This window comes from Streptomyces sp. NBC_00075, from assembly GCF_045041225.1.
GTDB lineage: Bacteria > Actinomycetota > Actinomycetes > Streptomycetales > Streptomycetaceae > Streptomyces > Streptomyces adonidis.
Genome location: NZ_CP108243.1, coordinates 4,919,309 through 4,939,129 on the forward strand (window position 1 = coordinate 4,919,309; position 19,821 = coordinate 4,939,129).

15 protein-coding genes and 1 pseudogene are annotated in these 19,821 nt (G+C 70.8%); 9 read left to right on the forward strand and 7 right to left on the reverse strand.

The features are described 5' to 3' along the window. Nucleotides 1–90: 90 nt before the first annotated feature. Together OG787_RS21295 and OG787_RS21300 are read left to right on the forward strand one after the other, a co-directional pair. Nucleotides 91–804 carry a response regulator transcription factor gene (locus OG787_RS21295; RefSeq protein ID WP_405536049.1) on the forward strand — a complete coding sequence of 238 codons (714 nt, stop codon included), beginning with the start codon at nt 91–93 and terminating at the stop codon, nt 802–804. Next, nucleotides 801–2,153 carry a sensor histidine kinase gene (locus tag OG787_RS21300; protein WP_405536050.1) on the forward strand — a complete coding sequence of 451 codons (1,353 nt, stop codon included), beginning with the start codon at nt 801–803 and terminating at the stop codon, nt 2,151–2,153. The genes OG787_RS21295 and OG787_RS21300 overlap by 4 nt, the downstream gene beginning before the upstream one ends. A 16-nt stretch (nt 2,154–2,169) precedes the next feature. Here OG787_RS21300 and OG787_RS21305 read toward each other — a convergent pair whose 3' ends face one another. Further along, nucleotides 2,170–2,667, reverse strand: coding sequence for an SgcJ/EcaC family oxidoreductase (locus OG787_RS21305; RefSeq protein WP_405536051.1), 498 nt, complete (start codon nt 2,665–2,667; stop codon nt 2,170–2,172). Nucleotides 2,668–2,900: 233 nt separating this feature from the next. Between OG787_RS21305 and OG787_RS21310 the strand changes: the two genes are divergently transcribed. Both OG787_RS21310 and OG787_RS21315 read left to right on the forward strand, forming a co-directional pair. Continuing rightward, complete coding sequence (locus OG787_RS21310; RefSeq protein WP_405536052.1) at nt 2,901–3,872, forward strand: hypothetical protein; 972 nt, start codon at nt 2,901–2,903, stop codon at nt 3,870–3,872. A 63-nt stretch (nt 3,873–3,935) separates the two neighbouring features. Further along, a complete protein-coding gene (locus OG787_RS21315) occupies nt 3,936–4,064 on the forward strand; it encodes a hypothetical protein (RefSeq protein WP_405536053.1) in 129 nt (42 codons plus the stop codon). A gap of 4 nt (nt 4,065–4,068) precedes the next feature. Here OG787_RS21315 and OG787_RS21320 read toward each other — a convergent pair whose 3' ends face one another. The 3 genes from OG787_RS21320 to OG787_RS21330 all read right to left on the reverse strand — a co-directional run bounded on the left by OG787_RS21320 (nt 4,069) and on the right by OG787_RS21330 (nt 5,792). Further along, nucleotides 4,069–4,728, reverse strand: coding sequence for a DUF5063 domain-containing protein (locus OG787_RS21320; RefSeq protein ID WP_369037695.1), 660 nt, complete (start codon nt 4,726–4,728; stop codon nt 4,069–4,071). Next, nucleotides 4,721–5,320, reverse strand: a complete 600-nt coding sequence (gene recR / locus OG787_RS21325) for a recombination mediator RecR (RefSeq protein WP_235476183.1) — start codon at nt 5,318–5,320, stop codon at nt 4,721–4,723. The genes OG787_RS21320 and recR overlap by 8 nt, the downstream gene beginning before the upstream one ends. Nucleotides 5,321–5,444: 124 nt before the next feature. Further along, complete coding sequence (locus OG787_RS21330; RefSeq protein WP_006373444.1) at nt 5,445–5,792, reverse strand: YbaB/EbfC family nucleoid-associated protein; 348 nt, start codon at nt 5,790–5,792, stop codon at nt 5,445–5,447. Nucleotides 5,793–6,066: 274 nt separating this feature from the next. Between OG787_RS21330 and OG787_RS21335 the strand changes: the two genes are divergently transcribed. Then, nucleotides 6,067–6,837 carry an SLATT domain-containing protein gene (locus OG787_RS21335; protein ID WP_369037694.1) on the forward strand — a complete coding sequence of 257 codons (771 nt, stop codon included), beginning with the start codon at nt 6,067–6,069 and terminating at the stop codon, nt 6,835–6,837. Between the two features lie 209 nt (nt 6,838–7,046). On the opposite strand, the gene OG787_RS21340 is transcribed toward OG787_RS21335, so the two are convergent. Next, the gene (locus OG787_RS21340) at nt 7,047–8,447 is read right to left on the reverse strand and encodes a M20/M25/M40 family metallo-hydrolase (RefSeq protein WP_405536054.1); all 1,401 of its coding nucleotides are present in this window, start codon (nt 8,445–8,447) and stop codon (nt 7,047–7,049) included. Nucleotides 8,448–8,648: 201 nt separating this feature from the next. Here OG787_RS21340 and OG787_RS21345 point away from each other — a divergent pair, with 201 nt between their 5' ends. Next, nucleotides 8,649–11,471 (forward strand): ABC transporter substrate-binding protein, encoded by a 2,823-nt coding sequence (locus OG787_RS21345; RefSeq protein WP_405536055.1) that lies wholly within the window; start codon nt 8,649–8,651, stop codon nt 11,469–11,471. 25 nt (nt 11,472–11,496) lie between these two features. Here the strand turns inward: OG787_RS21345 and OG787_RS21350 are convergent, their stop codons facing one another. Continuing rightward, nucleotides 11,497–13,044, reverse strand: a complete 1,548-nt coding sequence (locus OG787_RS21350; protein ID WP_405536056.1) for a PstS family phosphate ABC transporter substrate-binding protein — start codon at nt 13,042–13,044, stop codon at nt 11,497–11,499. A 329-nt stretch (nt 13,045–13,373) separates the two neighbouring features. Continuing rightward, nucleotides 13,374–14,390 (reverse strand): annotated as a pseudogene (locus tag OG787_RS21355) (serine/threonine-protein kinase); the annotation flags it as partial. A gap of 521 nt (nt 14,391–14,911) precedes the next feature. On the opposite strand from OG787_RS21355, the gene OG787_RS21360 reads away from it, so the two are divergent. From OG787_RS21360 to OG787_RS21370, 3 genes are all read left to right on the forward strand, one after another. After that, nucleotides 14,912–16,273 (forward strand): aspartate aminotransferase family protein, encoded by a 1,362-nt coding sequence (locus OG787_RS21360; protein ID WP_405536057.1) that lies wholly within the window; start codon nt 14,912–14,914, stop codon nt 16,271–16,273. A 117-nt stretch (nt 16,274–16,390) separates the two neighbouring features. After that, on the forward strand, nt 16,391–17,284 hold the full coding sequence (locus OG787_RS21365; protein WP_405536058.1) for a GntR family transcriptional regulator: 894 nt from the start codon (nt 16,391–16,393) through the stop codon (nt 17,282–17,284). Continuing rightward, nucleotides 17,281–19,716 (forward strand): glycosyltransferase, encoded by a 2,436-nt coding sequence (locus OG787_RS21370; RefSeq protein ID WP_405536059.1) that lies wholly within the window; start codon nt 17,281–17,283, stop codon nt 19,714–19,716. The genes OG787_RS21365 and OG787_RS21370 overlap by 4 nt, the downstream gene beginning before the upstream one ends. The last annotated feature ends 105 nt before the right edge of the window (nt 19,717–19,821 follow it).

A 19,821-nucleotide genomic window follows, 5' to 3' on the forward strand; every position in this document is an offset into this window, starting at 1 on the left:
GCCGCTCGGACGGCTCCTGCCCATCCGTACCGGGGATACGCGTTGCGGCTGTGAATTAAGTTTCAAGGACCCAGGCCATAGGGTTCGGCTGTGCGCGTACTCCTGGTGGAAGACGATGAACCGGTGGCCCAGTCGCTGCGCCGCGGCCTGCTCCGCTACGGCTTCGAGGTGGCGTGGGTGTCCACGGGCGGCGCGGCCCTCGGCCACACCGAGCCCTACGACGTCGTCCTGCTCGACCTCGGCCTGCCCGACACCGACGGCCTGGACGTCTGCCGGGCGCTGCGCGAACGCGGTGACGTGCCGATCATCGTCATCAGCGCCCGCAGCGACGAGACGGACCGGGTCGTCGGCCTGGAACTCGGCGCCGACGACTACGTCTCCAAGCCCTTCGGCGTACGGGAGGTCATCGCGCGCATAAGGGCGGTGATGCGGCGCGTCCAGCCCCGTACGACGGCCGAGTCCGGCCCCGACCGGTACGGCACCCGACTGACGATCGACCGCAAGGCCGCCCGCGTCCGCCTGGACGGCGAGGAGATCGCCCTCGCCCCCAAGGAGTACGACCTGCTGGCCTTCCTCACCGAGGAGCCGGGCGCGCTGATGTCGCGCGAGCAGATCATGGAGGCGGTCTGGGACGCGAACTGGTTCGGGCCGACGAAGACGCTCGACGTCCATGTGGCGGCGCTGCGGCGCAAGCTGAAGGGCGCGATCACGATCGAGGCGGTACGGGGGGTCGGGTTCCGGCTGGAGATCGACAAGGACGGGATCGAGAAGGACGGGATCGAGAAGGACGCCGGTCCCTCATGAACCGGCAGCTCATCCGCAGCTACATCCTGCTCGTCGCCGTCGCCATCCTCCTCTTCACCGTGCCGGTGGCCTTCACGCTCACCAAGCAGCTGCGGGACGACACCAAGGTCTCCGTCCAGCGCGAGGCCCAGACCATGGCGCTGCTCCTGGGCAACGGTGACCGGATCTCGTGCGAGGCCCTGGAGAAGGTGGCCAAGGCGTACGACAAGGAGACCCGGGGCACGGTCCAGGTGGCCACCACCCGCTGTACGACGAACCTGCCGAGGCCCGAGAAGGACGCGGCCCTGACCCGGGCCGTGCGCGACGACGAAGCCTCGACCGACTGGGGCTCCGACTTCATCTGGGGCAAGTACCTGACGATCACCGTCCCCGCGCAGGGCGACTCGGCCGTACGGATCGTGTACTCGACGTCGGACATGACCAGCCGGTTCTGGAGCATCTGGGGTTTCCGGGCCGCTCTCGCCGCGCTCGTCCTCGCCGCTGCCGCCGCCATCGGCGCCGTCGCGGCCCGCCGTATCACCGCCCCGCTCCGTGAACTCAACGGCATGGCGAGCAAGTTCAGCGACGGCGACCTGACCGCGCGCTCGCAGGTGACGGGCCCGCCGGAGACCCAGACCCTGGCCCGCACCCTCAACCAGGGTGCGGAACGCCTGGACACCCTGGTCGCCTCGCAGCGGATCTTCGTGGCGGACGCCTCGCACCAACTCCGTACCCCGCTCACGGCGTTGCGGCTGTCGCTGGACAACATCGCGGACGGCACGGACGACGAGTTCGTACGGGAGGACGTGGAGCAGGCGACCGCGGAGGTGGTCCGGATGAGCCGCCTGGTCAACGGGCTGCTGGTGCTGGCGCGGGCCGAGGCGAAGGTCACGGCGGCGGAGCCGCTCTCCCTGCGGGACATCGTGGACGAACGTCTGTCGGTGTGGAGGCCGGCCGCCGACGAGCGCGGGGTCACCATCGCGCTCAGGGGGAGTGGGGGTGTCGACGGCCGGCTGCTCGTGCTGGCCAGCCCCGGTCATCTGGACCAGGTGCTGGACAACGTGCTGTCCAACGCCCTGGAGGTCTCACCCGACGGCGGGACGATCACCGTACGGGCCGAACCCCGGGGCGAGGAGATGGAGTTGACGGTGGCGGACGGGGGCCCCGGCATGTCGGACGCCGAGAAGTCCCGCGCCTTCGACCGCTTCTGGCGCGGCCAGGGCCTCACCGGGCGCTCCGGCTCGGGCCTCGGCCTCGCCGTCGTCAAGCAACTGGTGACGGACGACGGCGGGACGGTGACCCTGGCGGACGCGCCCGGGGGCGGCCTGTGCGTCCGGATCACCCTCCGGGCCGCACAGCGGGCCGGTTGAAGCCGGTATCGGGGGCCTAGCCCTCGGGCATCATCGACGAGTGGTGGTTGACGATCAGCCACTGGCCGCCCCGCTTCTCGTACTCGTACGTGTAGCGGGCGTCGACCCTCTTCTTCTCGCCGGTCTTCGGGTCGGTGAGGATGAAGTAGTACGAGCCGGTGTCGATGGCCGAGTTGTTGTCCAGGATGTTGATGATCGTCTTGGTCTTCGTGCCGACCGGCTTGTTCTCCAGGAAGTGGTGGAAGTAGTCCTCGATCTCGGCGTGGTTGGTGCGGATCTTGTTGGACACGGTCGGCAGCAGCACCGCGTCGTCCGCGTACCGCTCGGTGACCTTCTCCGCGTCGCCGGTCTGAAGGGTCTTGTTCCAGCCGTCGAAGAGGGCCGCGATCTGCTTCTTGGTGGGCTTCTTCGGCTCGTCGGCACCCGCCGCACTGACCCCGACCGTCACCGTCGCTGCGGTGACAAGGGCGGTGGCGGTGACGAGGGCGGCGCGTATGCGGGTCTTGCGGGTCATCGCAACTCCTGTACGGATGAGGTGGGTTACTCCCTTCCGCATGTCCTGCGGTGGAAGTGACTCCAGCCTCGCTTTCCGCTGGTTAGCGCCCGTGCAAGGGACGTACAGGGGGCGGGAAGGACGATTCCAATTCACGTAGGGCGAGTGCGATTTCACTCTCCGTCACCGCGGGCTGCACCATCGATCCACCGGCCCCGCCCAGGTCATGCACAATCGCCCCAGTACGGTGAGGCATGATCTCCGCGCAGAAACTGCTCATGTTCGCCACCGCACTCGCGCTCACCGGCTGCGGACCGGGCTCGTCAGACGGTGCCGACGACTCCGCCGCGAGCCCCGCGGCCAAGGGTGCCGTCACGGCGGCGCAGGCGGCGAAGATCCTCGACACCTACGAGACGGTCAACAACAAGGCCAACGCCCGGCAGGACGCCGACCTGTTGGGCACCGTCGAGGGCGGGCAGCTGTACGAGCAGAGCAAGGCCGACTACCTCCTCTTCGAGACCGAGTCGAAGGAGGAGCAGGCCGCGTACAGGAAGCCGTTCCAGTACATCGACCGGAAGTACTGGATACCGGCGGGCAAGGACTGGTTCGTGGTGACGGCGAAGGCGAGCGGCTCGAAGAGCGAGGCGCTGCTGGTCTTCGGCAAGGAGTACGACGACTGGAAGCTGATGTCGGCGGTCTACTCGGAGGTCCCCCTCCCGGCGATCGCCACCGACGACGCGGGCCTCGCCACCGCCGTCGACGCCGGCACCCGCGTCGGCACACTCGCCCCGAACCAGATCTCGGCGGCGTACGAGGACCTGTACACGACCGGCGGCAAGAAGGCCGGCACGGCCATCTCGCAGACCACCGAGGCCGCGAAGGACGCGATCGAGACGTACACGAAGCGCGACAGCGGCAAGAGCGCGGCGTACGCGACCAAGGTGTTCGTCACCACACCCACCGCGTTCGACACGGTGTACGCCCTGCGCCTCGAGAACGGCGGCGCCCTGGCCGCACTGCCGACGGCGCACGCCTCCCAGTTCGTGCTGAAGGCCTCGTACCGCGAGAACTACGACATCACGCCGACGGAGGTGGAGTCGGTCTTCAACGGCCGGGACCGCGACACCGTGGTGAACACCTACCAGGGCATGGCCCTGGCCACCCTCCCGAAGACGGGCAAGCCGTCGGTGCTCGCCGACGAGTACCGGATCGTGGATTCGCAGTAGCACCAGTGGTCGCGGAACGGCTGGGGTTCACGTACCGGTCGGCCGAGGAACGGACGGCACCTGATGGACAAGTTCCTTGCCCGCAGCGCCCGTTACCAGTCCCTCATGCGGGCCGAGATCGCCAGGCTGGTCCTGGACACGGCCCGCGTCGTGGAGGCGGTGGCCGACGCGGTGTCGGGTGCCGTCCGGTGACGGGTTACTTCACCGTCCGCAGCCCCAGCGGCTCCGCGATCTCCTCCGCCATCACCTTGCCGGCCTCCTCCGCGAGGGTCTCGTCGCCGAGGTCCTGGTCGGTGTCCAGGCCGTCCAGTTCCTCCAGGGGCTGGTTCAGGCGGACGTGGGCGACCAGGGACTGGAGGGCCCGGAGGGTTGCCGAGGCCGTCGAGCCCCAGTTGGAGAAGTAGGAGAACTGCCACCACCACAGGGCCTCCGTGGTGCGGCCCGCGCGGTAGTGGGCCATGCCGTGGCGCAGGTCGGTGAGGACATCGGCCAGGTCGTCGGAGATACGGGCCGGGACCGGGGCCTTGCGGGGCTCGTACGGGTCGAAGACCTCCGAGTAGACGTCCACCGGTTCCAGCATCACCGCCAGGCGCTCGCGGATGTCGTCCACGTCCGGCTCCGGGCCCAGGTCGGGCTCGTAGCGCTCGTCCGGGACGATGTCCTCGTGCGCGCCGAGGCGGCCGCCGGCCAGCAGGAGCTGGGAGACCTCCAGGAGGAGGAAGGGGACCGCCGAGTCGGGGTCCTCGCCCTTCGCGACCTCGGTGACGGCCACCAGGAAGCTCTCCACCTGGTCGGCGATCTGGACCGCGAAGTCGTCGGGGTCCTGCGTCGTGTCGTGCAGCGTGGCGTCAGACATCTAGGAGTCGTCTCCCCTCGAAGGCGCGGCCAAGGGTCACCTCGTCCGCGTATTCCAGGTCGCCACCCACAGGGAGGCCGCTGGCCAGGCGGGTGACCTTGAGGCCCATGGGCTTGATCATGCGAGCGAGGTACGTGGCCGTGGCCTCGCCCTCCAGGTTCGGGTCCGTGGCCAGGATCAGCTCCGTGACCGCGCCGTCGGCGAGCCGGGCCAGGAGTTCCCTTATGCGCAGGTCGTCGGGACCGACGCCCTCGATCGGGCTGATCGCGCCGCCCAGGACGTGGTACTTGCCCCGGAACTCACGCGTCCGCTCGACCGCCACGACGTCCTTGGGCTCCTCGACGACACAGATCACCGTGACGTCCCGGCGCGGGTCGCGGCAGATGTTGCACAGCTCCTCCTGCGCCACGTTCCCGCAGGTCGCGCAGAAGCGGACCTTCGCCTTCACTTCGAGGAGGGCGTGCGCCAGCCGCCGTACGTCCGTCGGCTCCGCCTGAAGGATGTGGAAGGCGATCCGCTGCGCGCTCTTGGGACCGACGCCGGGGAGCCGCCCCAGTTCGTCGATGAGGTCCTGGACCACGCCTTCGTACACGGACTGCCTTTCCTGGTGCTGAGTCTGGTTCTGGTTGTCGTGCGTGCTTCGATCCTGTTGTACGTACCGTAGTTGGCCTCCGGCCGCCTGAGGAAGGCGGGACGGGGGGCGCGCGGTGCGAACGTCAGAACGGCAGGCCCGGGATGCCGCTTCCGCCGCCGCCCAGACCCTGCGCCAGCGGGCCGAGCTTCTGCTGCTGAAGCTGCTGCGCGTTCTCGTTCGCCGCCTGTACGGCCGCCACGACCAGGTCGGCGAGGGTCTCGGTGTCCTCCGGGTCGACCGCCTTCGGGTCGATCTTGAGGGCGCGGAGTTCGCCGGCGCCCGTCACGGTCGCCTTGACGAGGCCACCGCCCGCCTGCCCGTCGACCTCGGTACGCGCGAGTTCCTCCTGCGCGTTCGCCAGGTCCTGCTGCATCTTCTGGGCCTGCTGGAGCAGCTGCTGCATGTTGGGCTGGCCACCACCGGGGATCACGATCAGCTCCTCTTTCGCGTCGTTCACCTACGAATTCTGGCGTTCAGCACGAGCCTACGTGGTCGGCCCGGCCGTCGCCCCGGCACTCTTTCGAGTGAGCCGGTCCCGGTGCCCTACCTGATCAAGGACGTCTTCCGAGCGGAAAAGTGACCAAAGCCCGGTCACCGCCACCCATTGGGCGGTAGGAATGGGGCGGCGCGACAGCTTTACAGCAGCATCAGATGTCACGCGGGCACCCGTACGGTGTCACGCACCGTGATTGAAGGAGTGCCGGGTGAGCCAGCCGGAGATGCAGCCCGAGGGGCCGTCCCAGAGACCGCCCCACGACGGGCGGAGCGAAGGTCCCGCCGGGCTCGGTTTCGCCGGGCTGCGGCCCGGGGACCTCACCGGCCGACCCTTCCCCCTCGGCGACTGGGGCGAGCCCGCGCCACGCCTCGACGAGCTGTACCGATGGGTGGAGCAGGGGGCGCTGGAGACGGCGGCGTGGTATCTCGCGGATCGGGTGTGGAAGCGGCGGGGGGCGCGGGCGCTGCGTGCGGGGGCCGCGGTCGGTGCGGTCGCCGGGGCGGCGCTCCCTCTGCTCGACCTCACCGGGGTGATGGGCGAGGTCGCCCCCTGGGGGTACCTGGCGCTGCTGCTCGCGGTCGCGTGTGTGGCCGTGGACCGGTACTTCGGGGTCACCTCGGGGTGGATAAGGGACGTCGCGACCGCGCAGGCTGTGCAGCGGCGGTTGCAGGTGCTTCAGTTCGAGTGGGCGTCGGAGAGTGTGCGGGAGGTTCTGGGGCCGACGGAGGGGACGGCGAGCGAGGCGGCCGATCGGTGTCTGGGGGTGCTGCGGCGGTTCTCGGAGGACGTGACGGAGCTGGTGCGGGCGGAGACGTCGGACTGGATGGTGGAGTTCCGGGCGGGGGGTGCGCCGCTGGGTATGCAGTCGGCGGCGATGGGAGGACCGCGCCAGGACGCGACGGTCCACCAGGGCCGCTTCGGCATCGCCCCGGGGGCCCGCCCGAACATGCCCCGCCAGCGGCCCCCGGAGGCGAGGTAGGGCTTTTCCTCGCCCCCGCCGCCCCTACCCGTCCCATCCTTCTGGGGGCTGCCGCCCCCAGACCCCCGCTCCGGCCCTGAACGGGCCTTGTCCTCAAACGCCGGACGGGCTAAAGGATCCAGCCCGTCCGGCGTTTGAGGACAAAGGGGGTCTGGGGGCGCAGCCCCCAGGGGATGGGAACGGGTAGGGGCGGCGGGGGCGAGGAGAATCTAGCCCGGTGCCGGGAACGCCACCTGGCTGCGGAGCCCGCTCGTGTTCACCGCCCGTACCCCGAAGAACACGTTGTCCTTCGACAACGCCAGCTCGTGCGACGTCACGTCGCCCGCCGCCACCACGTGGGTCCACTCCGGGGACGTCGTCTCGCGCCAGACGATCTCGTAGCCCGCCAGGTCCGGCTCCGTACCCCGCGCCCACACCAGCTGCGTCGCGTTCGTCAGCGTCGACGTCAGGATCTTGGCGCCGCGCGGCGTACCCGGGGCCTGCGCCAGCGTCCACAGTGCCGCCGCGTTCACCCGCGCCACCCGCGCGATGTACGGGAAGTCGCAGAACTCCGGCAGGTCTCCGTACTGTTTGCCGGTCTCGTCGACCCGTACGTCCTGGTGCTGGTGGGCGAAGTCCTCGGTCGGTTCCGTGAAGCGGGCGGCCGGGTAGCCGCGTTCCAGGAAGGGGATGTGGTCGCCGCCCCTGCGGTAGCGGTCCCTTCGGTAGACCACCCGGACGCGCATACCTGTTGCCTCGTTCTCCCCTACATCGCGTACGAAGCGCGCCAGTTGACGCGCCGGCGAGTCGTTCTCGCCGCCCACCGAACGCCGTACCGCCGCCTCCTCCGGCGTCTCCGACGACGGCACCCCCTCCGCGAACAGCCGGATCGTGTACGGGTCCACGGTGCCGTCGTCCGCCTTCGGGCTGCCGACTATGTCGTTCGTGAACATGGCCTGGAGGTCCGTCCCGGCCGCCTTGTACTGCTGCGCCATGTACGCCGCCCCGTACAGGCCCTGCTCCTCCCCCGCCACCGCCGCGAAGACGATCGTCGCCGCCGGGCGGCGCCTCGCCATCACCCGCGCCAGTTCCATCGCCACCGCCACGCCCGACGCGTCGTCGTCCGCGCCCGGCGCGTCCGAGACCGCGTCCATGACGTCCGTGGCGCGGGAGTCGTAGTGTCCGGACACCACGTACACGCGCTCAGGGGCGATCGAGCCGCGCAGGGTCGCGACCACGTTCGTGATGCGCGTCGGCACCGGGATCCGGCTCGCCGGTTCCTGGATGTACGACTGGAGTTCCACCGTCATCCGGCCCGCCGACTCCGCCGCGTACGAGCGGAGTTCGGCCGCTATCCAGTCCCGGGCCGCGCCGATCCCCCGTACCGGGTCGTCCTGGGAGGAGAGGGTGTGCCGGGTGCCGAAGGAGGCGAGTCTGCGGACCGTCGCCTCTATGCGTTTCGGGTCGATCTCCCTTAACAGGGCGCGGAGTTCCGGGGTCGGCCACTGTGCGGTGGCGGGCGGGCGCGAGCCGGACGACTCTGCGGCCCGCGCGGGAGTGACGGTCGCGGCCGAGGCGACCGCAGTCGTCGCCGTTGCCGCCAGGACGGTTCTTCTGCTGGGTCGTCGCATGCCTTCAATGGTTGTGTACGCGTCAACAGGGGGCAAGGGGACACAGGAGGGGTAGCAGTCAGCTGGAGTGGCGCCGCGGACGTCAGCAAATGAAGCGCTTGCTGCAACTCGTTGTGGCGGCCACAGTTCGCAGAGTAACCTTCAGCTTCCTTTCGGTCAGGTGCAGTTGACAGCTTCGGTCGACAAACGGGGGAGTTCCCCATGCCTTCATCCGACAGTGGGCACGGCAGACCCGGTGGATTCCCCGGCGACGGCGCCATCGACTTCGTCCGGGCGTTCGCGCCGACCGTGGTCCCCAAGCACGGCCGTCGCAAGAGCCTGGACACCAGCCCGCCGCTGTTCGTCCTGCGGGTGCCGGCGACGATGTACGAGACCGGTGTGCAACGCGTCGTCGAGCCGCTGATCAACGCGATGCTGACCGACAACTCCCGGCAGATCCCGTTCGCCCGCCTCATCCCCGAGGACGACCACCAGCTGCTGGTGGAGCAGGCCGGGACGGAGCTGACCAAGGGCGGGACGAACCACACCACCCCCGATCGCCACCCGTACTTCCACACCATGCGGGACCTCGTCGCGTACATCAGGGAAAAGCCCGCCAACTGGGCGACCCAGGGCTCCTGGGAGAAGGAACTGCGGACCCATGCCTGTGAAGAGCGCGCCCGGCGCGGCGGGCTGCTCAGTTTCGCGCAGATGGAACCCTCCGGCCCCGACGGGGCGATCGGGGGAGCCGCGGGCACCGCGGTCGGCGCGGCGGCGGGCAGCGCGATCGGCGGACCGGCGGGCACCGCGATCGGCGGAGTGGCCGGCGTTCTGACGAAGCTCACCTGGCTGTCGTTCGTCCAGCGCGGCCCCCGCCGAGTGTGGTCCTGGTGGACGTCCCGCAGGGTGATGCGCGGCTGGCTCGGCAACGAGCAGCCGGCCACGGTGGGCCAGAACCTCTTCAAGGTGATGAACGACGTGGGCGCGCAGCGCGGCCCCCACCTGCGGGATCCGAACCACATGAGCCACGAGGACGCACTCCGGGAACTCGACTGGTTCGTCCTGCGCGCCCTCCTGGAGGATCTGCGCAGGCCACCCGTCGGCCGCTTACGGCCCGCCCGCCGGCGCCGGACCTGTCGGCCCGTCGTGATCGTGCAGGTCCCCCCGCCGGGTGCTCCGGGCGCCCGCGCCGCGGAGCGCTTCCTGCGCGCCCTGCACCGCTGCCAGCACAGCCCCCGGTCCACCGCCCGGCCGCCCGGCCCACTGGTCCTGGCCGTCGGCGCACCCTCCGACGACCTCCTGAAGGAACTGGGCGCCAGAACCACGCCCGCCTCCCCCGAGGCGCCCGCCCGTCTCGTCGAGAGCAGCTTCGCCGCCGCGGCCGGACACCTGGCCGACAAGGGCGGCCCGCCGGTCCTCGTCCGCCTCGACGAGACGGAACTCAGAAGCGAGGGAACGCCCGTCGGCTCGTTCGAGCCGGACAAGAAGTTCACCTTCCACCGCTACGTCCCCACCACGGCCGTGACCGGAGTGACGGTCCTGGCCGTCGCCGCGGCCGCCCTGATCATCCCCCGCTGGATCGGAACGCCCACCGATTGTCTCGGCGGAACGGACTCCGTGGCGGAGTCCAACCCCGGTGGGAAGATCCCCGTACAGGCCAAGGACTGGTACGACGCCGCCCAGCTCGCCATCGACGCCGAGAACAAGCGGGCCGATGTCTACGCCGACAGCGGCCGGGAAGTGCGCACCGTCGTCGTCTTCATCTCCCAGATACCCACCACCGAGGACCAGACCCGCTTCGACGGCACCATCCCCGAACTGCGCGGCATCGCGATGTGGCAGCGGACACTGAACGAGGCCGCCGCCTCCAACTCCACCCTGGTACCGCTGAAGGTCGACGTCCGCACGACCGGCGAGGGGTTCCGGAACGCCGAGGCCATGGCCGAGGCCCTCGTCCGTGAGGTGCGCGCCGAGCGGAGCCGCTCCGAGCGCGACCGGATCGTCGGGGTGCTCGGGTACGCGCAGAGCCGGGAGGAGACCAAGGCCGCCCTCCAGGTGCTCGGCCGGGCCCGGATCCCGACCATCGGCACGACCGCCACCGCCGACGAGATGGCGGAGGGCGACGCGAGCTTCAGCTACTGGCCGTTCACACCGGCCAATTCGCGGGAGGCCCTGATCGAGGCGGACTTCGCCGACCGGAAGAACATCGTCGCCCTGCCCGACAGCGAGGACGAGTGCGCTCCCGCCGACCACGCCATCGTGGTCGAGAGTTCCACGGACCTCTACAGCCGCAGTCTCGCCGCCCGCTTCATCGCGGACTTCCCCGGCGGCGAGACCGTCCTCAACTTCAACCAGGAGGGCGACTTCGATCCCCCGGCACCCGGCGCCGAGGCCAATCTGACCAGCGCCGACATTCTCGCGCGGCGGATCTGCGACACGCTCTCCGAGCGGCCGAGGTCGGTCGTGTACTGGTCGGCGCGGGCCAAGGACTTCACCGCGTTCGTCAACTCCATGGACCTGGAAGGCACTTGCCTCGGCCAGGACATCACCGTCCTCGGCGGCAACGAGCTGACCAACGTGGCCCAGACCGGCGTCTTCCGGAACCAGACCTGGCTGCGCCTGTACTACTCCGCGCACCGGATGCCGTACGACGCCGACGGGACGAGCACCAAGACCAGACAGTTCGTGAAGGAGTACGAGTCCTTCGTGAACGACACCACCGACGGCACCGACCCCTGGAAGCAGGACGGCCACTCGGCGGTCTCGTACGACGCCTTCCACGTCCTCAGTCAGGCGGTGTCCGAGGCCTATCAGAGCGACCCCGCCATCACCCGCAACTCCGTCGTCATCGAGCTGCGGAACGGCGTCCGCTTCGACGGGGCGACCGGTTCCGTCTCCTACGCCGAGGGCAGCAACGCGCCGCCCGTCGACAAGACGCTGGTCCTGCTGCGGCAACTGGCGGACGGGCCAGAGGCGGTGGTGGCGTGCGGTGCGTACGGGGAGGACGAGACGAGCGAGAAGCAGGGACCGCCGTGCGCGTCCTGATCCGAACCGTTGCTCGTGGACGCGGCTACTCGTCGCACAACCGCTCCCCCTCCGTCGCCGTGCAGGGGATGTGACCGTTCTGCCGGATCGCGGCCTGGCCGTGGTTGCGTACGTAGGTGAGGAAGCTGCCCGCGAGCGAGCCGGCGGGCAGGTCGGCGTAGGTGTAGGCGTTCTCCACGCCCCGGTACGGGTAGGGGCTGTCGTCGTACTCGATGGCGTCCACGTCGGCGGTGGCGCCGTCGAGGGCGACCCGGTTCACGGTCAGTCGGTGCTGTCTCGCCTGGCCGAGTTCGCTGTAGCCGATGGCGCCCTTCGTGGCGGCGACCTTCTTCAACACGTCGGCCGTGGAGCCGAGTTCGCAGCGTACGGGGGCCGCGGTGTCGGTCTGGAGATCGCAGCCCAGTGACGTGCTGGGTACGCCCTCCCACCTGCCGGCGAGCACCCGGTCCTGGAAGACCTGCCGGGTGCCGGAGTCGGCGTCCCGGCTGACCAGCACGACCCGCCAGTGCGGCAGCGCCGGGTCGAGGTCGTCCCAGTATCGGACGGCCCCGGAGTAGACGCGCCGCACCTGCGCCAGGGTCAGGCCCTGCCGGAGGTCGAGCCCCTTGTAGGCGACCAGGGTGAACACGGACAGGGCGACGGGCTCGGCCCGCAGTGCGGAGCCCGCGCCCTTGTCGCGGCCGTCGGAGAACGCGACCACCGAGGCCCGTCTCGCCCTCGACTCGCCCTCCATGGCGGCGAGTTCACCGACCCCGGCGGTACTGCCCCGCGCCTCCACCTTGATGTCGGAGCCCTCGCAGTCCTTCTCGTACTCCTTCGCCAACCCCTGCGCCACGAGCGCGAAGGCGGTCGAGCCGACGACCGTCAGCGTGCCCTTCTCGCAGCCGAGCGGGGGCGGGTCGTCGTCGCGGACGATGACGATGCTCGCCAGGGTGACCACGGAGGCGGTGAGGATGATGGTGATCAGCCGGGCCGCGCGGCTGAACAGGGGCGGTTTGTCGTCCGGTGTCGCACTGCGGTTGGGGTGCACCTCGCCGTCCCGGATGCCGCCGACGAGGCGGATGTCGCAGCCCACGTCGCCGCCCGACAACAGCACCAGCAGCTTGAAGTGCTCGCCCCGGTTGAGCGGGACGCGCGGGATGCGCAGGGTGCTGCCGCCGACGTCGTAGCCGAAGCCCGCGTGCGGAGTGAAGTGGCTCATCAGGTGGTCGGTGCCGGGCGGCTGGGTGACCGACACCCCGTGGATGGCCCGGTCGGTGAACTCGACGGTGAGACCGTGGAGTTCACGGCTCGTGTAGTCCTCGTGGGCGATGCCCTGCGAGCCGTCGTTCTCGATGCGCAGCAGCACGAGCGTGGCCCGGTGCATCCCGGGCGCCTCGTCGAACAGCCCGAGCCGCACGTTCGCCCGCCCCGACTGCGCGCCGTCGCCTATCGGGTTGTCCATCTGTACGCGGTACCCGACCCGTTTGCGGCGCGGTACCCGGCGCTCGTACCAGACCATCACCGCCGACGCGACGATGCCGAGACCGGCGGTCGCCACGGCCACGACGTTCTCTGCGCTCAACCACTCCATGTGGGTGCCCCCGCAAGCCCCGGAGTCCGGACGGTGGGGTCACTCTACGATCGGCGGCACCACAAGTCCCGTACGGGCAAAGGAAGTTCGCCTGACGTTCAGCTCGTCTTCGGCTACGTCGGCGCAGGTGGCGAGACCGGGTGGGCCGAGGTCGACGCGGGGGGCCTGACGGGCGCGGTGTCCTCGTCGCCGGTCAGCAGGGCGACGACGGAGGCACCGGCCGCGAGGGTGACGACCAGCGCGGCGGCGATGAGCGCCACCGACAGGCGGGACCTGCTCGCGGGCTCGGCTCGCTCCGCGCGTCCCACCCGGTAGGAATCGGCCGTGCCGGGCGGCGACATGCTCCACGCGGCGGGTACGTCCAGCTCTTCGAGCGCCGGGTCCCCGGGCCAGACAGGGGGCCGCTGACCGCCACCGGGGACGGGAGCGAAGGGCTGGGGATGGTGCTCGGGGTGGCCCTGGGCCGGGTGCGCGGGCGGCCCGTCGGGCGGCGCGTGCTCGGGCGGGACGTCCGGATCCTCCACGGAGGCCTCCCCCTCCACGTCGAGCAACTGCACCGCGTGCCGCCCCAGTCGGGCGACCAGGGGGCCCGGCAGCCAGGTGTCCCGCTCGTAGCCGTCCGCGACGGCGTCCGCCGACACCCCCGTACGGCGCAGTATCTCCTCCGGTGTGGGCCGCTGGGCCGGGTCCTTGCTCAGGCAGTCGCGGACGAGGTCGAGCAGGCCCCGCGGGAGCCCCTCCAGGTAGGGCTCCTCCCGGACCATGCGGAACCTCAGGGCGAGGGCGCTCCTGCCGGTCACGCCGAAGGGCTGGGCGCCCGTGGCGGCGTACGCGAGGACGGCACCCAGGGAGAAGACGTCCGTGGCGGGGGTGACCGGGTCGCCGTGCAGCTGTTCCGGCGCCAGGTACCCGGGGTGGCCGAAGGGATCGCCGTCGGTGACGGTCTCCAGGGCGCGGGCGACACCGAAGTCGACGACCCGGGGCCCGTCGATGGTGACCAGGACCCTGGACGGCTTGAGGTCGCGGTGGACGATCCCGGCGGCGTGGATGTCCTGGAGGGCGTGCGCGAGCCCGGCGGCGAGGATGCGCAGCGAGCGCTCGGGCAGCGGCCCGTGGTGCCCGACGGCCTGGCGCAGGTCCGGCCCGGCGACGTACCCGGTGGCGACCCAGGGCACGGCGGCCTCGGTGTCGGCGTCGAGCACGGGCACGGTCCAGCGCCCCCCGACGCGTCGCGCGGCGGCGACCTCCTGCCGTAACCGCTCCCGGAACCCGTCCCGCCCGACCAACTCCCGCCGGACGAGCTTCACGGCGACGGCCCGCCCCCGCTCGGAGCGCCCGAGATACACCGGCCCGCTCCGGCTCGCACTGCTTGCACCACCCGTACCGCCGGAACTACTCGCACTGCCTGCACTACCCGGACCGTCCGTACGACCGCCCGCACCACCCGCCCCACCTGCACGACCGCCCGTACCCCCCGGACCGTCCGTACGACCGCCCGCACCACCCGTCCCACCTGCACGGCCGCCCGTACCCCCCGGACCGTTCGTACGGTCGCCCGCGCCGCCTGTACGGGAGCCCGTACTCCCCGCGCCGCCTGTACGAGCGCCCCCACCACCCGTACTGCCCGCGCCGCGCATCCCACCCGTACTGCCCGCGCCGCGCATCCCACCCGCACCAAGCCGCGCGATCAGCCGGTACGTCCCGATCCGCACCGGATCCCCGTCCCCGAGCCGCTCCATGCCCGCCTCCCCATGCGCCCCGCACCCCCTACCCCGTCGGGACACGCGACAACCTGTCGTGCAAAACGCCCGACCGCAGACAGGACGCCGATATCCCGGCGTCACCCCGCACACCTACGCTCCACGACATGACCCCTCAGCCCAACCCCCGGGCGGGCGCGGCCGTGAAGGCCGCCGACCGCGCGCACGTCTTCCACTCCTGGTCCGCGCAGGAGCTCATCGACCCGCTCGCCGTCGCCGGTGCGGAGGGGTCCTACTTCTGGGACTACGACGGCAAGCGCTACCTCGACTTCACCAGCGGCCTCGTCTACACCAACATCGGGTACCAGCACCCGAAGGTCGTCGCCGCGATCCAGGAGCAGGCCGGGCGGATGACGACGTTCGCGCCCGCCTTCGCCGTCGAGGCGCGGTCGGAGGCGGCCCGGCTCATCGCCGAGCGGACCCCGGGCGATCTCGACAAGATCTTCTTCACCAACGGTGGCGCCGACGCCGTCGAGCACGCCATCCGTATGGCCCGGCTGCACACCGGCCGGCCCAAGGTGCTGTCCGCCTACCGCTCCTACCACGGCGGCACCCAGCAGGCCGTGAACCTCACCGGCGACCCCCGCCGCTGGCCCTCCGACAACGGCACCGCCGGGGTCGTGCGCTTCTGGGCGCCCTTCCTCTACCGGTCGAGGTTCTACGCCGAGACCGAGGAGCAGGAGTGCGCGCGGGCGCTTCAGCATCTTGAGGACACGATCGTCTTCGAGGGGCCTTCCACCATCGCGGCGATCATTCTCGAGACCATCCCCGGCACCGCCGGCATCATGATCCCGCCGCCCGGCTATCTCGCCGGAGTGCGCGCGCTGTGCGACCAGTACGGGATCGTCTTCGTCCTGGACGAGGTGATGGCCGGGTTCGGGCGGACCGGTGAGTGGTTCGCCGCCGACCTGTTCGACGTCGTGCCCGACCTGATGACCTTCGCCAAGGGGGTCAACTCCGGCTATGTGCCCCTGGGTGGGGTGGCGATCTCCGGCGCTATCGCCGAGACGTTCGCCACTCGCGCCTACCCCGGCGGACTCACCTACTCCGGGCACCCGCTCGCCTGCGCCGCCGCCGTCGCCACGCTCACGGTGATGGCCGAGGAGGACATCGTCGGCCAGGCCGCCCGCACCGGCGAGACGATCATCGGACCGGCCCTCAGGGAGCTGGCGGCCCGGCATCCGAGCGTCGGCGAGGTGCGCGGTACGGGTGTCTTCTGGGCCCTGGACCTCGTACGGAACCAGGAGACCCGGGAGCCGCTGGTGCCGTACAACGCGGCCGGCGAGGCCAACGCGCCGATGGCCGCGTTCGGTGCCTCGGCGAAGGCGAACGGGCTGTGGCCGTTCATCAACATGAACCGGACGCATGTCGTCCCGCCCTGCAACGTGACCGAGGCCGAGGCCAAGGAAGGGCTCGCCGCGCTCGACGCAGCACTGTCCGTCGCCGACGAATACACCGAGGGACGGTAAGAGGACGGCGGGTAAGCGCAGGGGAAACTCCTCCGGGAACCCGAACGCGTAAGGTGACGTGCTCGTAGACATATGCGAGTACGTCATCCACACGCGCGAAGGGGGAGAGTTCCGACCATGCCCGCCAGCAGCGGCAACGGCGCCGTGACCCGTAGCACCCTGCGGCAGCAGATCGCGGACGCGCTCCGCGACGAGGTGCTGGCCGGGCGTCTCCAGCCCGGCCAGGAGTTCACGGTCAAGGAGATCGCCGAGCAGTACGGCGTCTCCGCGACGCCCGTGCGCGAGGCCCTGGTCGATCTGTCGGCCCAGGGCCTGCTGGAGGCCGACCAGCACCGCGGTTTCCGTGTGCACGAGTACTCGCTCGCCGACTTCCGGGGCATGATCGAGGCCCGCGGCCTGGTCACCGACGGCATGTTCCACGGCCTCGCGAAGGGCCTGCCGCTTGTCCCTGAGGGCAGTACCGGGGGCAGTGACGGCAGTGCCGTGAGGACCGCTCCGAGTGGTTTCGCCGCCGACAGTCCGGGGCCGCGCGGTTTCTTCGTCCGCGCCGGCGACCCGCGTGCCGCCGCCGCCCTCGCCGGTGTCCGCCGCCGGGGCGAGGAGGCCAGACGTGCCGCGACCGCCGGTGAGCTGAACATCCTCATCGGCTACGACCTGCGCTTCTGGCGCGAGCTGGGCGCCCTGTTCGGCAACCCGTACCTCACCGACTTCCTGCACCGGCTGCGCGTGCAGTCCTGGGTGTGCGCGGTGCAACACCTGAGCCGGCTCGGCGACTTGCGCGGCCGGCTGTGGTCCGACCACACCGAGGTCGTCGACGCGCTGACCCGCCGCGACCTCGCCGACGCCCACCGGATAGTCGACTCGTACGACACCCACTCCCTCACCCTCATCGAGGGCCTGGCGAACCTCGGCACCGAAAAAACCGTCCTCACCACAGAGGAGGACGGGAAAGAGGACGGGAAGGACGCCGGAGAAAAGGAACACGAGGGGAACGGGGACACCGCCGGATGAGCGCTCCCACCCGTACGACGGCCACCCTCGACCTGACCGTCGTCGTCCCCGCCTACAACGAGGAAGCCCGCCTCGGCCCGACCCTCGACGCCATCACCGGCCACCTCCGGGAGAACGAGGGCCGCTGGGGCGACTGGGAGGTCGTGGTCGTCGACGACGGCTCCACCGACGGCACCGGCGCCCTCGTCACCGCGCTCGCCGACCCCCGGGTGCAGCTCGTCACCAGCCCGCGCAACCGGGGCAAGGGCCACGCCCTGCGCCTCGGGGTGGCCGCCTCGCGCGGCGCCCGCGTCCTGGTCACGGACGCCGATCTGGCAGCTCCCATAGAGGAGTTGGAGGTCCTGGACAAGGCGCTCGGCGAAGGCCACGCGGCGGCGATCGGCTCCCGTTCCGTCCCCGGGTCGACGATCGAGCACCACCAGCACCGGGTGCGCGAACTCCTCGGCCGGGCAGGCAACCTCCTCATACGCAGGGTCGCCGTCCCCGGCATACGGGACACCCAGTGCGGCTTCAAACTGTTCGACGGCGACCGCGCCCGTACGGCGTTCGCCGCGTCCCGGCTCAACGGCTGGGGCATCGACGTCGAGGTCCTCCAGCACTTCCGCCGCGCGGACTGGCCGGTCGCCGAGATCCCGGTCCGCTGGGCCCACCAGTCCGGCTCGAAGGTACGCCCGCTGGACTACGCCCGCGTCCTCGCCGAACTGACGGCCCTCAAGGCACGCGCGGTCCGCCCGGCCGACCTGTTGGCCGTCACCCTCTTCCTCCTCATGGCCGTCGCCCTGTACGCGGGCCGCTGGGCCGATCCGAACGGCCGCTACCTCCCCGACTCGCTCCAGGACCAGAACCAGTGGGAGTGGTTCTTCGCGGTCACGGCCCACAACGTCAGCCACTTCCAGAACCCCCTCTTCACCGACCTCCAGGGCTTCCCCGACGGTGTGAACCTCATGGCCAACACGGTCATGCTGGGCCTGTCGGTCCCCTTCACACCGATCACGCTCCTCGCGGGCCCGGCGATCTCCCTGGCCCTGGTGATGACGCTCGGCCTCGCGGTGACGGCGGCGGCCTGGTACTGGCTGATCGTGAAAAGGGTCGTACGGCAACGGGGAGCGGCCTTCGCCGGCGCGACCCTGGCGACGTTCGCACCCCCGATGATCAGCCACGCCAACGCGCACCCGAACTTCGTCATCCTCTTCATGATGCCGCTGATCATCGACCGCGCCCTACGCCTGTGCGAGGGCGAGCGGGTGCGCCGCAACGGCGTGATCCTGGGCCTGATGGCGGCGTACCAGATCTTCCTCGGCGAGGAGCCGCTGCTGCTGGCGGCGATGGGGATGGTGCTGTTCGCCCTCGCTTACGCCGCCGTACGCCGGGACATGGCGAGGACGGCCTGGCGCCCACTGCTCCGCGGCCTGCTGACCGGCGCGGCGGTCTGCCTGCCGATCGTCGCGATCCCCCTCTACTGGCAGTTCTTCGGCCCGCAGAGCTACCACAGCGTGCTGCACGGCGACAACGCGGGCAACAGTCCGATGGCGCTGCTCTCCTTCGCCGAGCGTTCGCTGATCGCGGGCGACGCGGACCGGGCCAACGCCCTCTCCCTCAACCCGACCGAGCAGAACGCCTTCTACGGCTGGCCGCTGGTCGCCCTGGCCTTCGCGATCGTCGTACGGCTGTGGGAGCGCCCGGCGGTGAAGGCGCTGGCGTTCACGACGGTGGCAGCGGCGTTCCTCTCCCTCGGACCCAAGTTCCGTATCCCCCTCACCGACACGGTGCTGCCGGGCCCGTGGGCGCTGCTCGCCAAGAAGCCCCTGTTCGAGTCGGTGATCGAGGGCCGGGTGGCGATGATCTGCGCGCCGGCGCTGGGCATGCTGCTGGCCATCGCGGTGGAACGCCTGGCGGCCACCCCTCGCCTGTCCACGCAGTACTTCGGCACGCTGGCGGTCGTCCTGGCGGTGCTGCCGATCGTCCCGGCGCCGCTGAAGTCGGTGGAACGCGTGGACGTGCCCCCCTTCATCGCGGACGGTATGTGGAAGTCGTACGTGGGGAAGGGCGAGTCCCTGGTCCCGGTGCCGTTGCCCGATCCCGGCAACGCGGAGGCGCTGCACTGGCAGACGGCGGCCGGCCTCGGCTTCAAGCTGCCGGGCGGCTACTTCAACGGCCCGTACGGCGACGACCGCGTCGGCATCTACGGCGCCTCGCCGCGCTTCACGTCCAACATGCTGCGGGACGTCCGCTACAACGGCGTCGCGCCGACGATCGGCGACAACTGGCGGGCGCAGGCCAAGAAGGACTTCGCGTTCTGGAAGGCGGGCGTGCTGGTGCTGGCCCCGCAGGGCAACGACGGGGTGCTGCGCGAGACGCTGGAACAGCTGACGGGGAAGCCGGGGAAGTGGACGGGCGGGGTGTGGGTGTGGGACCTGCACGACGGGGCATGACCCGGTGACCGGGTCACGGGGCGACCTGGTGACCGGTTCCTGCCGGTGTCTGGCCCGTCACACGGGGGCCTGACCCACCGACGACCCACTACGCTTCCCTGACGC

Coding starts and splice junctions, on each gene's coding strand:
- OG787_RS21310 (WP_405536052.1), top strand. CDS start 2,901: ATGATCTCCGCGCAGAAACTGCTCATGTTCGCCACCGCACTCGCGCTC.
- OG787_RS21345 (WP_405536055.1), top strand. CDS start 8,649: ATGCCTTCATCCGACAGTGGGCACGGCAGACCCGGTGGATTCCCCGGC.
- OG787_RS21315 (WP_405536053.1), top strand. CDS start 3,936: ATGGACAAGTTCCTTGCCCGCAGCGCCCGTTACCAGTCCCTCATGCGG.
- OG787_RS21370 (WP_405536059.1), top strand. CDS start 17,281: ATGAGCGCTCCCACCCGTACGACGGCCACCCTCGACCTGACCGTCGTC.
- OG787_RS21300 (WP_405536050.1), top strand. CDS start 801: ATGAACCGGCAGCTCATCCGCAGCTACATCCTGCTCGTCGCCGTCGCC.
- OG787_RS21305 (WP_405536051.1), bottom strand. CDS start 2,667: ATGACCCGCAAGACCCGCATACGCGCCGCCCTCGTCACCGCCACCGCC.
- OG787_RS21320 (WP_369037695.1), bottom strand. CDS start 4,728: ATGTCTGACGCCACGCTGCACGACACGACGCAGGACCCCGACGACTTC.
- OG787_RS21340 (WP_405536054.1), bottom strand. CDS start 8,447: ATGCGACGACCCAGCAGAAGAACCGTCCTGGCGGCAACGGCGACGACT.
- OG787_RS21350 (WP_405536056.1), bottom strand. CDS start 13,044: ATGGAGTGGTTGAGCGCAGAGAACGTCGTGGCCGTGGCGACCGCCGGT.
- OG787_RS21365 (WP_405536058.1), top strand. CDS start 16,391: ATGCCCGCCAGCAGCGGCAACGGCGCCGTGACCCGTAGCACCCTGCGG.
- OG787_RS21360 (WP_405536057.1), top strand. CDS start 14,912: ATGACCCCTCAGCCCAACCCCCGGGCGGGCGCGGCCGTGAAGGCCGCC.